The organism is Mycobacterium sp. IDUB_37 (assembly GCF_055419245.1).
In genome coordinates this window covers 223,699-237,135 of the sequence record NZ_JBVAXG010000005.1, presented here as the reverse complement: position 1 = coordinate 237,135, position 13,437 = coordinate 223,699, and the positions used below count along the sequence as shown (strand labels likewise).

Genomic DNA, 13,437 nt, shown 5'->3' with positions numbered 1-13,437 from the left:
GCTAATGACTACCCGCCGCGACCTACCGCACTCGCCCTATCTGGCCGCGGTCGCCGGCCGCAAACCCAGCCGGACACCGGTTTGGTTCATGCGGCAGGCCGGCCGTTCGCTGCCCGAATACCTGGCGCTGCGCCAACACCACAGCATGCTGGCGGCCTGCTTCGAGCCCGAAGTGGCCTGCGAGGTAACGCTGCAGCCTATCCGCCGCCACCAACCCGACGCGGCGATCCTGTTCTCCGACATCGTGGTGCCACTGCGCGCCGCCGGTGTCGATTTGGACATCGTCGCCAACGTCGGGCCGGTGATCGCCGAGCCGATCCGTACCACCAGCGACGTCGAAGCCATGAAACCCCTTGATCCGCAGGCGATTCAACCCGTGCTGGAAGCGGTCGGGCTGCTGGTAGGCGCGCTCGGCGAGGTCCCGCTGATCGGATTCGCCGGTGCGCCCTTCACGTTGGCGTCCTATCTGGTCGAGGGTGGACCCAGTCGCAACCATGCGCGCACCAAGGCGATGATGCTGGCCGAGTCGGCCACCTGGCACGCGTTGATGACGAAGCTGACTGACCTCACCATCGCGTTTCTGCGCGGTCAGATCGACGCCGGGGTGGACGCCATCCAGCTGTTCGATTCGTGGGCGGGCACGCTGTCGCTGGCCGACTACCGGCAGTATGTGCTGCCGCACAGTTCGCGGGTTTTCGCTGAGTTGGCCGAGTACGGGGTGCCGATGACGCACTTCGGAGTCGGGACGGCGGAGTTGCTGGGTGCGATGTCGGAGGCGGTGTCTCCGGGGCAGGCTCGCGTTGTGGGCGTGGACTGGCGGACATCGCTGACCGATGCCTCGGCCAGGGTGCTACCCGGGACCGCGCTGCAGGGCAACCTTGATCCGGTCGTCCTCCTCGCGGGCTGGCCGGTGGTGGAGGCGGCCGCGCGGTCCGTCGTAGACGACGGCCGCCGGGCCATGGACGCCGGTGCGGCCGGTCACGTCTTCAACCTCGGTCACGGTGTGCTGCCCGAGACCGACCCCGGTGTGGTGACCGAACTGGTGGCACTGGTCCACTCGCTATGACGACTCGCTCGTATTGCGTTGTGGGCGGCGGAATCTCGGGCTTGGTCGCGGCGTATCGGCTACGTGTCGCGCTTGGCGACGACGCCGACATCACTTTGTTCGATCCCGCCGATCGACTCGGAGGCGTTTTGCGCACCGAACTGGTGGGTGGCCAACAGATGGACCTCGGCGCCGAGGCGTTCGTCTTGCGCCGGCCCGAGATGCCGGCATTGCTGACCGAACTGGGTCTGGCGGACCGGCAGCAGACCACCACCGGGGTGCGGCCGTTGATTTACAGCGGTGAACGGCTGCACCCGCTGCCGTCGGACACGGTGGCCGGGATTCCGTCGTCGGCAGCGTCCGTGGCCGGTCTGGTTGATGACGCCACCGTCGCGCGTATCGAAGCCGAGTCGCAGCGGGAGATGAGTTGGATTCCTGGCAGCGACCCCGCGGTAGGCGACCTGGTGACCGACCGGTTCGGCGCGCAGGTGGTGGCCCGATCGGTGGATCCGCTGTTGGGCGGGGTGTATGCGGGTTCAGCCGCAACGATCGGGTTGCGCGCGTCCGTGCCCAGCGTCGCCGCGGCCCTCGACCGGGGCGCCACGAGCTTGACTGACGCGGTGCGAGGAGGCCTGCCGCCTGCCGGCGGGGGGCCGGTATTCGGCGCGCTGCGCGGCGGTTACCAAGTTCTGCTCGATGAGCTTGCGGCGCGAAGTCGGGTGCGGTGGATTCAAGCCGGGATAACCGCTCTTGAACCTGGCTGGACTTTGCGCGACGAAGCCGGCGCCGAGTGGCACGCCGATGCGGTGATTCTGGCCGTCCCAGCCGCGCAGGTCGCGCGCTTGGTAGCCACCCTCGCACCGGCGACGTCCGCGGCTGCCCGCCGCATCGACTGCGCCTCCGCGGTAGTGGTCGCGCTGGCGGTGCCACCCGAAACCCCGTTTCCGCAGTCCTCGGGTGTATTAGTGGCCAGCGGTGAACCGTTGCACGCCAAGGCGATCACGCTGTCGTCACGCAAATGGGGTGCAAGCGGTGACGTGCAGCAGTTGCGGCTGTCTTTCGGCAGATTCGGCGACAACGTGGCGACCCAGACTCCCGAGGACGAACTGCGGGCCTGGGCGTTGAGTGACCTGGCCGCGGTGTTCGGGCTGGCCGTGGAACCGATCGATGTGCGGGTGCAGCGCTGGATCGACGCGATGCCGCAGTACGGGCCGGGGCACGCGGGGCTGGTTGCCGAGTTGCGCGCCGGTCTGCCCCCGACCCTGGCGGTAGCGGGCAGCTATCTGGACGGAATCGGCGTCCCGGCCTGCGTCGGCTCGGCCGGCAAGGCGGCCACCAGCGTCGTCGAAGCGCTCGATGCGCAAGTGGCACGATAGGTCCCATGGCACGCCTTGACTTCGACGCTCTCAATGCAACCGTTCGCTACCTGATGTTTTCGGTTTTTTCGGTACGGGCGGGTGAGCTTCGTGACGACCGCGGTCCCGTCGTCGACGATGCCGCCACCTTTTTCAAGCAGCAGGAAGAGCGCGGCGTCGTGGTCCGCGGCCTCTACGACGTCGCCGGCCTGCGTGCGGACGCCGACTTCATGATCTGGACCCACGCCGAGCGCGTCGAAGCGCTGCAGGCGACCTACGCCGACTTCCGGCGCACCACCACTCTGGGTCGGGCCAGTTCGCCGGTCTGGAGCAGCGTTGCGCTGCACCGCCCGGCCGAGTTCAACAAGAGCCACATCCCGGCGTTCCTGGCCGGCGAGGAACCCGGCAACTACATCTGCGTGTATCCCTTCGTGCGGTCCTACGAGTGGTATCTGCTGCCCCATGACGAACGCCGGCGGATGCTCGCCGAGCACGGCATGGCCGCCCGCGAGTACAAGGACGTCCGGGCCAACACGGTTCCGGCGTTCGCGCTCGGCGACTACGAATGGCTGCTGGCCTTCGAAGCGCCGGAATTGCACCGCATCGTCGACCTGATGCGGGAACTGCGCGCTACTGACGCCCGACGGCACACCCGGGAGGAGCTGCCGTTCTTCACCGGACCGCGTGTGCCGGTCGAGCAACTGGTGAACGCGTTGCCGTGACGCGACCGGACCCCGCTGACCCCACCCGGTTCGAGGAGAGCTACCGCGACCAGCGGTTGGCGCACGGATTGCGCGCAGCCACCCCGTGGGACATCGGGGGTCCGCAACCGGTTGTCCAACAACTCGTCGCGCTGGGCGCCGTGAAAGGCGAGGTGCTCGACCCGGGCACCGGCCCCGGACATCACGCGATTTATTATGCCACCCAAGGCTTTTCGGCGACCGGCATCGACGGCTCAGAGACCGCGATCGGGCTTGCCCGAGAGAACGCCGAGCGCGCCGGGGTTTCGGTGGATTTTCAGGTCGCCGATGCGACCAAGTTGGAAGGCCTGGACGGGCGCTTCGATACGGTCGTGGACTGCGCTTTCTATCACACCTTCAGCACCGCGCCGGAGTTGCAGAAGAGCTACGTGCAGGCGCTGCGCCGAGCGACCCGGCCGGGTGCGCGGCTGTATATGTTCGAGTTCGGCGAGCACGACATCAACGGCTTCAAGATGCTGCGGTCGTTGCCCGAGAGCGATTTCCGCGACGTGCTTCCGTTAGGTGGTTGGGAGATCACCTACATGGGCAAGACCAGCTATCAGATCAATATCGACAGTGAGTCGATCGAGGCGATGGCGCAGCGCTACCCCGACATGGTCGACGAAGCGCAGGCGCTGCTGGCGCGATACCGAGCCATGGAACCTTGGCTGGTCAACGGCAGGGTGCACGCGCCGTTCTGGGAAGTGCACGCCACCAGGTTGGACTAGAGCTTTGCCGATCGTGAATTCTGCGACGCGACACGCCGGTTGAGCATCGTGCGGTTCACACTCGCCGCGATGGCGAGGGATAGCGCTAGGCCTGGTCGGGGACCAGACGCAGCGAGATCGAGTTAATGCAGTAGCGCTGGTCGGTGGGCGTCGGGTAGCCCTCACCGGAGAACACGTGTCCCAGATGGCTGTGGCAGTTCGCGCACAGCACCTCGGTGCGAACCGTGCCCATCGAGCGGTCGGCACGCAGGATCACCGCGTCCGAATTCGACGGGTCGAAGAACGACGGCCAACCGCAGTGCGACTCGAATTTCTCGGTGCTGCGGAACAATTCGGTGCCGCAGGCCCGGCACTGGTAGATGCCCTGGGTCTTGGTGTCGGTGTATTCGCCGGTGAAGGGGCGCTCGGTGCCGGCCCGACGCAGCACATTGAATTCCTGCGGGTTGAGCTTCTTGCGCCACTCGTCGTCGGAAAGTTGAAGCTTCGGACGCGCAGTTTCAGTCATGCGCACTCCTCCTCATCGCCTAGCTCGGGTTGGCCGCGCGGATCACTTCGCGGGTAACTCCTCCAAGGTAGCTTTTTCGCGTTCAGTGACGAGCCACGCCGGATCGATTCCCTCGTCCAGCCGGTTATCTGCCTTGGCATCCTTATAGCGGAAGTAGAGCACCGTGAACGTCACGATGATCAACAGTGACCAACCGTAGGTGATCTTCAGGTATTCCAACGCCCGTCCCCAGCGCATCCAGTTGAACAGCAGCCAGCGGTCCAGCGTCATGAAGCCGTAGATCCCCAGCCAGGCGGGCCAGTTGCGCAGCACCGAATTGGGCAGCACGACCGTCATCAGGAACGGGAACAGCATCATCGAGTAGTAGCCCTGGGCCAGTGACATCGCCAGCCACGACCACAGCAACAGGACTCCGGTGGAAGTGGTGAACCAGAACAGCGGGTCATGGGTGCGGTAGTAGCGGTACAACAGCCACAGCGCGCCGATCGCCAGCCCGGTGAACAACAGCCGCAACCCGATGATCAGCCAGAAGGGCAGGCCGAAGTACACGCCGTTGCCTTGGATCGAGCTGTTGAAGTAGTCCCGGGTGCCCAGGATGTAGGGGAGGGTCCGGGTCAAGAAGTTCTTCGGGTCGGCCACCAGTGGCACCGCCGCAAGGTTCAGGACCAGGGGCACGATGAGCGCGGTCACCCACGCCCGCCATTGGCGGTTCAAGAACGGCAGCAACAGCAGCGGCCCGAGCAGCGGTTTGAGGACCAGGGTGAGCCCGATGGCCAAGCCGGCGTACCACTGGCGACTCGTTCGGCCGTCCAGCAGCCATTTGAGGAACAGCACCTCCAGCAGCAGGATGCAGCCGTTGATGTTGGTGAAGACCAGGGTGTTGGTCACGGTCTCGGTGCAGAACATGGCCAGAATCAGGGCGGGGGCGGCCACCGACTGCAGGGTGAGGTTGAACATCCGCAGCAACAGGTATGCGGCGACGAGGATCGCGACCGTGTTGATCGAGATGAACAGGTACCGCGACGGCGCGAATGGCAGGTAGCCGAATGGCGCCATCAGCAGCGTCCCCCCAGGCGGGTACAGGTAGTGCGGGTCGACGTAGTCGAAGTGCTCGTTGTAGATGTCCCAGCCCTGCCGGAAATTGAGCACTGCCCGGTAGACCGGCTTGAAGTCGTCGGTGATGTTGCCGTTGGTGGTGAGCACGATGGCCCGGTGCAATACCGACAGGATGGCCGCGGGCCATAGCACTGCCCGCAGGATCGATGCCGTGCTCATCGGCCCGGATTGGGATGCGGCTGGCGCGGATTCGTGCGAGCCGGTTCTGGTCGAGTCAGCAGCCGTCACCAGCGCACCGTACACCGACGAGGCCCGGCCGGAACTGTCAGGCGTAGGTGTCAGGCGGGGCAATACGTGTCGGTTCCGGGCAGCTTGCCGGAGTCGAGATAGCCGACCAGGGGAGGCACCGCACACGACGAGTAGATGCTGGCGCCGTGGCCGATGCCCTGCCACATGATCCGCTTGCTGGCGGCGTTGGCATTGATGACGGTGGCCGCTGTGGCGGCGACGCCCTCGTTGCCGACGATCGGGTCATTCTGGACGCCCAGCAACACCACGTCGACCTTGAGTTCTTTCGGCACCTGCGGCGTCGAGCCGGTTGGCCAGTGCACGCATTTGACCAGGTTCAGTGCCGCAACGGCGCCGAATTGGGGGTAGAGCTTCGACCATGCGACCACCAGCTCGCGGATCCGGTCGGGGGTGGGCCGGTTGGTCGCATCACTGCAGGCGTTGACGAACTGGCCGTCGCTGTCCCGGGTGGCTTCGGTGCGGTTGATCAGATTGTTCAACTGGTTCATGTCGCCGGAACGTGCCGTCGCCAGGGCGTTGGCCAGCGTCGTGGAGTTGGCGACGCGGTCACCGACCGGGAAGCCCAAGGCGGTGACGATGGCATTCGCGATCGAGGCCACCGAGACGCCGCGTAACCCCTGGCCGCGGGCGCTGGTCAGCACCGCACTGATCGCGCCCTTGGGGTCGGGGCCCAGCGCGCAGTTCACCGCGATGCACTGCGCGGCGAATGCGTCGAGCGCGGCCTGCTGGCCCTTGACCTGCTGCTCGGCGGCGGCCTCGGCGCTGACTCCCAGCGCAACCGGCGAATCCACGATCAGCCTGGCCACTTTGTCGGGACGCGACCCCGCGTAGGCCAGCGCCACCTGGGCGCCGTTGCCGATACCGATCAAAGCGATGGAGGGGACATCCCAGACATTGCGCAGCCGCTCGATGTCGGACGCCGCGTGCGTGTTGTCGTACGCGGAATCGCCCGGTGCGATGGCGTCGGTGCAATTGGTGGTGGCGGTGTTGGAGATCTCGGAAAGGTTGGCCACCGGGTCGTCGCCGGTCTGGAACTGAGCCTGGTCGCGCATCTCCTCGCGGTCGAGGCGGTCGCGGCAGTCGATCGGGCTGGACATGCCCATGCCGCGCCGGTCGATGGCGACGATCGGGTGACTGGACAGCACGTCGGCGCCCGCGTGTGACAACCAGGTCGGCAGCTGGGTCGAGGACGCGATATCGGATCCCGTGGTGAAAACCAGGGGTCCCGCGTCCGTGGGCGTCTTGCTTGAAGTAGCGCGGACCACGCCGACGCTGACCGACCCCGAGCTGCCGTTCATCGGGTCGAGGTCGGCGTCGAAGGTGGCGCAGTCCAACTTGACCCCCGGCGCTCCGGGGACGCCGGCGTCCGCGTTGACCTTCGAAGTGCAGTCCTTCCAGGACAGGTCGTTCTTCGGCTTGGCGATCGGCGGCGGGCCGCTGGGCGGTGGTTTCGTCGTGGCGACACCTTGGGGCCGGGCGCCGGAATCGGTAGCGAAATGCGGGTCAGCGCCGAAGACCGGCACACAGCCGGCCAGCACTGTGCTGGCCAGGAAAGCAACCGCCACCTGGACCGTGGCGGATGCGATGCGCCGACTCATGCCGACCACAGTAGCGGGACGGCCTTGTGGTCAGCTCGATGGTTCGGGCCCGCAGCGCCCGGCTGCGCCGCGCTCGCGACCCTCACGCGGTTATATGGTTCGGGCCCGCAGCGCCCGGCTGCGCCGCGCTCGCGACCCTCACGCCTTGGTGTACCGCGTGTACAGATACCCGGCGTCGTCGGTGAGCACGTGGGCACAACGCATCCGGGTCTGCATCTGGCCCGTCCCCGATGCGATGCGGCGGGCCTGACCGCCGACGACGAGCGGTGCGATCGTCAGGCACAGCTCATCGAGCAGGTCGCCGTCGACGAATGCGCCGAGCAACGAGGGTCCGCCCTCGGTCAAGATTCGCCGCAGACCACGAGCCTGCAGCTTGGTGACGACGGCGGCCACATCGACCTCGCCGGGATCGTCGCCGGAGCAGTCGATCACCTCGCCGGCCAGACCGGCCAGTCGGCTCCGTGTCTCGTCGGCCGCGGCTGTGCAGGTGAGGACCAGGGGCGGCACTTCGGTGCGGGTGAAGACGGCCAGATCGCGGTCGAGATGACCGGATTTGGTGACGATCGCGATCGGCGGAATCTCGCTCTGGTTGCCGGCCTGGCGGTGTTGTCGCTGGGCGACGCTCAGCTGAACCCCTGAGTACCCCTCTGAGCGGACCGTGCCCGCGCCGACCACGACGACGTCGGCGAGTTCACGCAGCACGACGAAGACGGCGCGATCGCCGGGCCCCGCCAATGCGCCGCTGAGGCCTTCGACGGTGGCGCCACCGTCAAGGCTGGTGATGAAATTCGCGCGTACCCAGGCGGTATCCGAGTCGGCGGGGTAGCCGTAGAGCTGCGTTAGTTCGTCAACGCCGAGGTCGCGTTGCGAGCCCAGGACCTTCAGCGGTGGGTCGGCCTCGAAGTCGGGCATGAACTCGATTGCAGCACGTCGCTACAGTGCCACCATGCACGGGTCCAGTTCGGGGGAAGCCACTGGTTCGGTGGGCCACCTGGTGGACAGGCATCCGTCCGTGTCACCGGAGCGACTGATCTCCCAATTACGGCCACCGCCAACGTTCGCCGACGTGAGCTTCGCGACGTACCGTCCCGACCCGGCCCAACCGAGCCAGGCTGCCGCTGTCGTGTCGTGCGAGGAGTTCTGCCGGCAGGCCGTGGAGCGACGGACCGGGCGCAAGAAGCTGTTCGGTCGGCGCGAGGTACTGCCCGGAGTCGGGTTGTATCTGGACGGCGGCTTCGGTGTCGGAAAGACCCACCTGCTCGCGTCGGCGTACTACCAATTGCCCGGAACGGGACCCGACGCGCCGGATCATCCCAAAGCCTTCGCGACATTCGGCGAGCTGACGCAGTTGGCCGGGGTGTTCGGCTTCACCGAATGCATCGAGCTGTTGGCCAACTACACGGTCGTGTGTATCGATGAGTTCGAATTGGACGATCCCGGCAACACCACGCTGATATCGCGGCTGCTCTCGTCGCTGGTGGAACGGGGCGTGTCCGTGGCCGCCACGTCCAACACGCTGCCCGAGCAACTCGGCGAGGGTCGATTCGCCGCCCAGGACTTCCTGCGCGAGATCAACACGTTGGCGAAGATCTTCACCACCGTACGGATCGAGGGCCCGGACTACCGGCACCGCGACCTACCGCCGGCACCGCCGCCGCTGTCCGACGACGAGGTCGCCACGCGCGCCGCAGCCGAAGCGGGCGCGACGCTGGATGATTTCGATGCGTTGTGTGCGCACCTGGCCTCCATGCATCCGTCGCGGTATCTGACGCTGATCGAGGGCGTGACGGCAGTGTTTCTGACCGGCGTGCACGGCATCGACGACCAGAGCGTCGCGCTGCGCCTGGTCGCCCTCACCGATCGCCTCTACGACGCCGGCATTCCGGTGGTCGCCTCGGGGGCCAAGCTGGACACCATCTTCAGCGAGGACATGCTGGCCGGTGGCTACCGCAAGAAGTATCTGCGGGCCACCTCACGCCTGCTGTCTTTGACTACAAGAGGGACTACTGGGCGAATTCCCGGATCATGACGTGGTCGTCCTCGACGAACTCGCCCATCTGAAATGTCTTGGCGCCGTTGATCTTGAAGCCGCACTTGGCGTAGAAGCGGACTGCACGTTCATTTTTCTCGTTGGTGCCCAGCCACATACAGCGGGTTCCCCACGCAATGGCGACGGCCAGCGCGGCATCCATCAACTCGGCCGACACACCCTTGCCGTGAAAGTCCGGCAACAGGTAGAGCTTTGACAACTCCGATGCCGGTCTGACCGGCACGGCGCGCTGGATGCTCTCGTCGTCGGGCACTCCGCGAATCACCATGGCGTAACCGATGATTCGGCCCTCGTTGCGAGCCACCAGAACCGCCCGCTGCGGGTCGTTCAGGTACGAAGTGAAACGGTCCACCGACAGATCGGAGGCGATGAACGCGGCGATGTCTTCCGGACGTGACCAGGGCGGGCACGCCAGCGGGAACGTGAGTGCGGCAACGTCGGCCAGTTCAGCGGCGTCGTGGGGATGTGCGAGTTCTACGTTCAGGTCACAGATTCCACTGCGCGAGGTGCTCGCCGGTCTTCCTGTCCAGCAGCACAACCGTCGACACCGGGTCGCGGTAGGCGTCCCAGTACACCGCACCGCGCACCACCGACCCCTGCGGCACATTCACCAGCATGTTGTCCAGGGCGTCTGGCGCGTCGGAGTTGCGCGGCTTGTACGCGTCGGCAAAGGGTGTGACGCCGTCGAAGGCGAAAGTGGTCGCCATTATGAACGAGTTCGGCACCCGGACCGCACGGACCGCCACATCGACGCGGTTGGGCGTGCTGCCGGGAAAGCTTTTGACCGGGACTCCGCTACGGGTGTAGCCGAACCCGGGCGGCGCGTCGCACGGTTCGACGCTGGTGACGGTCACGTCGGCGACGTAGGTCCCGGTGTCGACCCGGAGAGTGTCACCGAGGTGGCCGATGGGGGCATCGCCGGCCCATGCGCGCGGAACGGCCGCGTCGACCGATAGCACACCCCCCAGCGCAACGAAGAAGACGGAAAGGACGATCAGCCAGCGGTGCATCTTCGCCTCCTGGACTGGTTGTCGGACCATCGCATGATTGCACACCGCTAATCCCGAGGGGAGGGGTTCTGTCTCAGATCTGGGTGGTCGCGCCCGGGTCAGTGCTTTCGGCCAGAGACGCGAGGGCCGCGGCCAGATCGGTCTCGACGCGTCCCTTGTCGACGCCGGCCCGGTGCAGCGGCCCGGCCCCGTCCTCGAGCTCGAGCAGTGCCAGTAGCAGGTGTTCGGTGCCGATGTAGTTGTGGCCCAATCGAAGTGCCTCGCGGAACGTCAATTCGAGTACCTTGCGCGCCGGGCCGCTGAACGGGATCAGCGCCGGGGATCCGCCGCCGCTCTCGGGCAGCTCGACGGAGTTGCTCAGGGTCTCGGTGTCGATCTTCTGCAGCTGGAGCAACACCGTCGCGAGTGCCGCGCGGTCGTTGAGCACGCCGAGTAACAGGTGGTCGGGGGTGATCTCGCTGTTGCCGGCTTCGTGCGCGGCGTTCTGCGCTGCGACCACCGCGCCGCGGGCTCTCGGGGTGAATCGATTGAAGCCCTGTTGGGGATCGAGGGTGGTCGCCTCTGCCTTTGGGACGAATCGTTTCTGGGCGGCCTGTTTGGTGACGCCCATGCTCTTGCCGATGTCGGTCCAGGACGCTCCCGAGCGGCGCGCTTGATCGACGAAATGTCCGATTAAATGGTCGGAGATCTCGCCAAGATGCTCGGCGGCCAGCACGGCGTCTGAGAGTTGGTCCAGTGCATTGCTGTGCACCTTCTTGATGGAGTCGATCAGTTCATCGAGACGGACGGGATAGGCGATGGGGGTCGGCTGAACCATGTCGTCAACGTTAGGTTGACGACATGGTGGTGTCAACCTAGGGTTGACGATCGAGCGGTCGAGATGAACTCCCGCTGGAGATGCGGGCCTGCCGCACCTCTGGGACGATCACAGAGCTATGAGGACCCTGTTGTTGCTGACCAGCCTGGCCGTCTCGGTCGGCCTGGCGGTGCCCGCGCACGCCGACGCCAACCAGGATCAAGCGTTTCTGGTGTCGTTGAACGCGGCAGGCATTAGTTACAAAGATCCCGAGAGCGCCATTGCGGCCGGCAAATCGGTATGCGACATGGCCGGCGAGGGCAAGTCGGGGGTCGACGTCGTCAAGGTTTTGCAAGCCGGGAACCCGGGTTTGTCGCAGTCCAACGCCGCGAAGTTCACCGCGATCTCGGCGGGCGTCTACTGCCCCGCCCAACTCCCCCCGAAAGACGGCGGTTCGTAATCCGCCGGGGCGACCTCGCTAGCCTGATCACGAGCATCGGGAGGTCGCGTTGAGAGCAGGGTTGGCCGCGGGCGCGGCAGCATTGACGACCGGGCTGCTGGGCTGGGGTGCCGCCAGGGCTCTGGTGGGGTGGATCGAGCGCAACCCGGACCCGTTGACCCGCGAACAATTGCTCGCCGAACCACAAGGCGAGGAAGTCATCATCGATCGCCCGGACGGCACGGTGCTGCGGGCATTGAGCGCCGGTGCCGGCCAACCGGTGGTTCTGGTGCACGGCTACACCGTCACCGTCGCGGAATGGAACGTGGTGTGGGATGAGCTGTTGGCCCGCGGGTTTCGCGTCATCGGTATTGACCAGCGCGGCCACGGGCGGTCCACCCTAGGCGCCGAGGGAATCGGATCCGCGCCGATGGCTGACGATCTCGCCGCGGTCCTGACGCACTTCGACGTGCGCGACGCCGTGCTCGTCGGGCACTCGATGGGCGGCTTCGTCTCCATCCGGGCCCTGCTCGACCACCCCGATCTGCAGTTGCGGCTGCGCGGCCTGGTGCTGTTCGCGACCTGGGCGGGCCGGGTGCTGGACGGGGCCCCGCAGAACAAGTTGCAGATCCCGCTGCTGGAGCTCGGCATCATGCAGCGACTGATCCAGAACAAGACCATCGCGGTCCTATTCGGCGCCGGGCAGTGCGGGACGCGCCCGTCTCCGGCGATGGTCCGGGTCTTCACCGAGGGTTTCCAGCAGCATGTCGACCAACACGGGCCGCATCTGGAGATCGTGCGGGCCTTCTCGCGCGAAGACCGCTACCCGCGGCTGGGCGAGATCGCGGTGCCGACGGTTGTCATGGTGGGGGCGGCCGACCGCACCACACCGCCCAATCACTCCCGCCGGATGGCCGCTGGCATTCCCGGCGCGCGGTTGGTGACGGTGCCGACCGCCGGGCATGCGCTGAACTGGGAAGCACCCGATGAGCTGGTCAAGGTCATCGAGTCGTTTGCAGAGAAAACGGTTGCGCCGCAACCGGATACCTGATCCCGCGGCGCCGCCGCTCACTAGGAACGAGGCTGCACTGGTGGCGGCGAACCTGCGGTGATGGCGAGTCTCGCTGCTGCGTTCAGGCGCGGGGGCGGGTTGCCGACGTCCACTGCCGGCCGTCGAAGTAGCGCAGCAGATCGGGATCGCCGGCGTCGGAAAACCAGCCTGGCGCGCTCATAGGTGGCTGCTGCCACGAATGCGGAACGTAGGGCTCGGCCTTGGATGAATCCGTCAGGCGAACCAGAAAGACAATCACCCCGGCGACGACGCCGATGGCAATGACGCCACCCACGATCAACATCAACAGCAGAGCCATGACGCTCCACGGTACTCAACCGACACGGCCACCAGTGGCGTGTGGTTACAGTCCCGGCAAGCAGATCGGGGATCCGTTGCAGGTGTTGGCCGGGGACGGGTCGCCCTCGAGAATGTGGGCGCCCACCGGGATGCCGCCCTCGGTTCCCGGATGACCCAGGCTGCCGCCGTAGTAGTGGTGGCAGACGTTCATGTCCCACACCACATCCGGCATCGGCAACTGACTGCCTGGGCACCAGACGTAGCTACACATGGCCATCTGGTTGCAGATGCCGGTTGACGGGTCGGCCTGGGCGGTTCCTGCGCCCATCCCGAAACTGGCCAGGCCCAGAGCGCCCGACAGCAGTGCCCCTGCGATGATCCGCTTCATGTCTCTCTCCTTGGTCTACGCGCACGTGAACGGCGCTTGGTCGTTGCGACCAGTAGACAGGGGGGAT

16 protein-coding genes are annotated in these 13,437 nt (G+C 66.3%); 7 read left to right on the top strand and 9 right to left on the bottom strand.

Annotated features, from left to right (window positions below; translation table 11 throughout):
• The first annotated feature begins 4 nt into the window (after positions 1-4).
• The 4 genes from hemE to ACZY1I_RS18855 are packed head-to-tail and all read left to right on the top strand — an operon-like array spanning position 5 to position 3,868.
• On the top strand, positions 5-1,066 hold the full coding sequence (gene hemE, locus ACZY1I_RS18870; RefSeq protein ID WP_463755982.1) for a uroporphyrinogen decarboxylase: 1,062 nt from the start codon (positions 5-7) through the stop codon (positions 1,064-1,066).
• Positions 1,063-2,421 carry a protoporphyrinogen oxidase gene (locus tag ACZY1I_RS18865; protein WP_463755981.1) on the top strand — a complete coding sequence of 453 codons (1,359 nt, stop codon included), beginning with the start codon at positions 1,063-1,065 and terminating at the stop codon, positions 2,419-2,421. Before hemE ends, ACZY1I_RS18865 begins: the two co-directional genes overlap by 4 nt.
• A gap of 5 nt (positions 2,422-2,426) precedes the next feature.
• Positions 2,427-3,122 (top strand): hydrogen peroxide-dependent heme synthase, encoded by a 696-nt coding sequence (gene hemQ / locus ACZY1I_RS18860; RefSeq protein WP_463755980.1) that lies wholly within the window; start codon positions 2,427-2,429, stop codon positions 3,120-3,122.
• Positions 3,119-3,868 carry a class I SAM-dependent methyltransferase gene (locus ACZY1I_RS18855; protein WP_463755979.1) on the top strand — a complete coding sequence of 250 codons (750 nt, stop codon included), beginning with the start codon at positions 3,119-3,121 and terminating at the stop codon, positions 3,866-3,868. Before hemQ ends, ACZY1I_RS18855 begins: the two co-directional genes overlap by 4 nt.
• A gap of 85 nt (positions 3,869-3,953) precedes the next feature.
• Here the strand turns inward: ACZY1I_RS18855 and msrB are convergent, their stop codons facing one another.
• From msrB to ACZY1I_RS18835, 4 genes are all read right to left on the bottom strand, one after another.
• Positions 3,954-4,373, bottom strand: coding sequence for a peptide-methionine (R)-S-oxide reductase MsrB (msrB, locus tag ACZY1I_RS18850; RefSeq protein WP_463755978.1), 420 nt, complete (start codon positions 4,371-4,373; stop codon positions 3,954-3,956).
• 42 nt (positions 4,374-4,415) lie between these two features.
• On the bottom strand, positions 4,416-5,732 hold the full coding sequence (gene aftC / locus ACZY1I_RS18845) for an arabinofuranan 3-O-arabinosyltransferase (protein WP_463756297.1): 1,317 nt from the start codon (positions 5,730-5,732) through the stop codon (positions 4,416-4,418).
• Between the two features lie 35 nt (positions 5,733-5,767).
• Complete coding sequence (locus tag ACZY1I_RS18840; RefSeq protein WP_463755977.1) at positions 5,768-7,336, bottom strand: alpha/beta fold hydrolase; 1,569 nt, start codon at positions 7,334-7,336, stop codon at positions 5,768-5,770.
• Positions 7,337-7,474: 138 nt separating this feature from the next.
• Positions 7,475-8,248: a pyrimidine reductase family protein gene (locus tag ACZY1I_RS18835; RefSeq protein WP_463755976.1), complete on the bottom strand. Its 774-nt coding sequence runs from the start codon at positions 8,246-8,248 to the stop codon at positions 7,475-7,477.
• On the opposite strand from ACZY1I_RS18835, the gene zapE reads away from it, so the two are divergent.
• Positions 8,247-9,365, top strand: a complete 1,119-nt coding sequence (gene zapE / locus ACZY1I_RS18830; protein ID WP_463755975.1) for a cell division protein ZapE — start codon at positions 8,247-8,249, stop codon at positions 9,363-9,365. The genes ACZY1I_RS18835 and zapE overlap by 2 nt on opposite strands.
• On the opposite strand, the gene ACZY1I_RS18825 is transcribed toward zapE, so the two are convergent.
• The 3 genes from ACZY1I_RS18825 to ACZY1I_RS18815 all read right to left on the bottom strand — a co-directional run bounded on the left by ACZY1I_RS18825 (position 9,340) and on the right by ACZY1I_RS18815 (position 11,213).
• Complete coding sequence (locus ACZY1I_RS18825) at positions 9,340-9,879, bottom strand: N-acetyltransferase family protein (RefSeq protein WP_463756296.1); 540 nt, start codon at positions 9,877-9,879, stop codon at positions 9,340-9,342. The genes zapE and ACZY1I_RS18825 overlap by 26 nt on opposite strands.
• Entirely contained in the window at positions 9,872-10,396 is a 525-nt protein-coding gene (locus ACZY1I_RS18820) for a hypothetical protein (protein ID WP_463756295.1), read from the bottom strand. The genes ACZY1I_RS18825 and ACZY1I_RS18820 overlap by 8 nt, the downstream gene beginning before the upstream one ends.
• Positions 10,397-10,469: 73 nt before the next feature.
• On the bottom strand, positions 10,470-11,213 hold the full coding sequence (locus ACZY1I_RS18815; protein ID WP_463755974.1) for a Clp protease N-terminal domain-containing protein: 744 nt from the start codon (positions 11,211-11,213) through the stop codon (positions 10,470-10,472).
• A 118-nt stretch (positions 11,214-11,331) separates the two neighbouring features.
• Between ACZY1I_RS18815 and ACZY1I_RS18810 the strand changes: the two genes are divergently transcribed.
• The gene (locus ACZY1I_RS18810; RefSeq protein WP_463755973.1) at positions 11,332-11,652 is read left to right on the top strand and encodes a DUF732 domain-containing protein; all 321 of its coding nucleotides are present in this window, start codon (positions 11,332-11,334) and stop codon (positions 11,650-11,652) included.
• Between the two features lie 49 nt (positions 11,653-11,701).
• Positions 11,702-12,682 carry an alpha/beta fold hydrolase gene (locus ACZY1I_RS18805; protein WP_463755972.1) on the top strand — a complete coding sequence of 327 codons (981 nt, stop codon included), beginning with the start codon at positions 11,702-11,704 and terminating at the stop codon, positions 12,680-12,682.
• Between the two features lie 82 nt (positions 12,683-12,764).
• On the opposite strand, the gene ACZY1I_RS18800 is transcribed toward ACZY1I_RS18805, so the two are convergent.
• A complete protein-coding gene (locus ACZY1I_RS18800) occupies positions 12,765-13,001 on the bottom strand; it encodes a DUF2510 domain-containing protein (RefSeq protein WP_463755971.1) in 237 nt (78 codons plus the stop codon).
• A gap of 45 nt (positions 13,002-13,046) precedes the next feature.
• The gene (locus tag ACZY1I_RS18795) at positions 13,047-13,370 is read right to left on the bottom strand and encodes a hypothetical protein (protein WP_463755970.1); all 324 of its coding nucleotides are present in this window, start codon (positions 13,368-13,370) and stop codon (positions 13,047-13,049) included.
• Positions 13,371-13,437 lie beyond the last annotated feature (67 nt).

Bases quoted from the DNA above. Each gene is read 5' to 3' on its own strand.
- hemE (WP_463755982.1), top strand. From the start codon at position 5: ATGACTACCCGCCGCGACCTACCGCACTCGCCCTATCTGGCCGCGGTC.
- ACZY1I_RS18865 (WP_463755981.1), top strand. From the start codon at position 1,063: ATGACGACTCGCTCGTATTGCGTTGTGGGCGGCGGAATCTCGGGCTTG.
- hemQ (WP_463755980.1), top strand. From the start codon at position 2,427: ATGGCACGCCTTGACTTCGACGCTCTCAATGCAACCGTTCGCTACCTG.
- msrB (WP_463755978.1), bottom strand. From the start codon at position 4,373: ATGACTGAAACTGCGCGTCCGAAGCTTCAACTTTCCGACGACGAGTGG.
- ACZY1I_RS18840 (WP_463755977.1), bottom strand. From the start codon at position 7,336: ATGAGTCGGCGCATCGCATCCGCCACGGTCCAGGTGGCGGTTGCTTTC.
- zapE (WP_463755975.1), top strand. From the start codon at position 8,247: ATGAACTCGATTGCAGCACGTCGCTACAGTGCCACCATGCACGGGTCC.
- ACZY1I_RS18835 (WP_463755976.1), bottom strand. From the start codon at position 8,248: ATGCCCGACTTCGAGGCCGACCCACCGCTGAAGGTCCTGGGCTCGCAA.
- ACZY1I_RS18820 (WP_463756295.1), bottom strand. From the start codon at position 10,396: ATGCACCGCTGGCTGATCGTCCTTTCCGTCTTCTTCGTTGCGCTGGGG.
- ACZY1I_RS18815 (WP_463755974.1), bottom strand. From the start codon at position 11,213: ATGGTTCAGCCGACCCCCATCGCCTATCCCGTCCGTCTCGATGAACTG.
- ACZY1I_RS18810 (WP_463755973.1), top strand. From the start codon at position 11,332: ATGAGGACCCTGTTGTTGCTGACCAGCCTGGCCGTCTCGGTCGGCCTG.
- ACZY1I_RS18800 (WP_463755971.1), bottom strand. From the start codon at position 13,001: ATGGCTCTGCTGTTGATGTTGATCGTGGGTGGCGTCATTGCCATCGGC.
- ACZY1I_RS18795 (WP_463755970.1), bottom strand. From the start codon at position 13,370: ATGAAGCGGATCATCGCAGGGGCACTGCTGTCGGGCGCTCTGGGCCTG.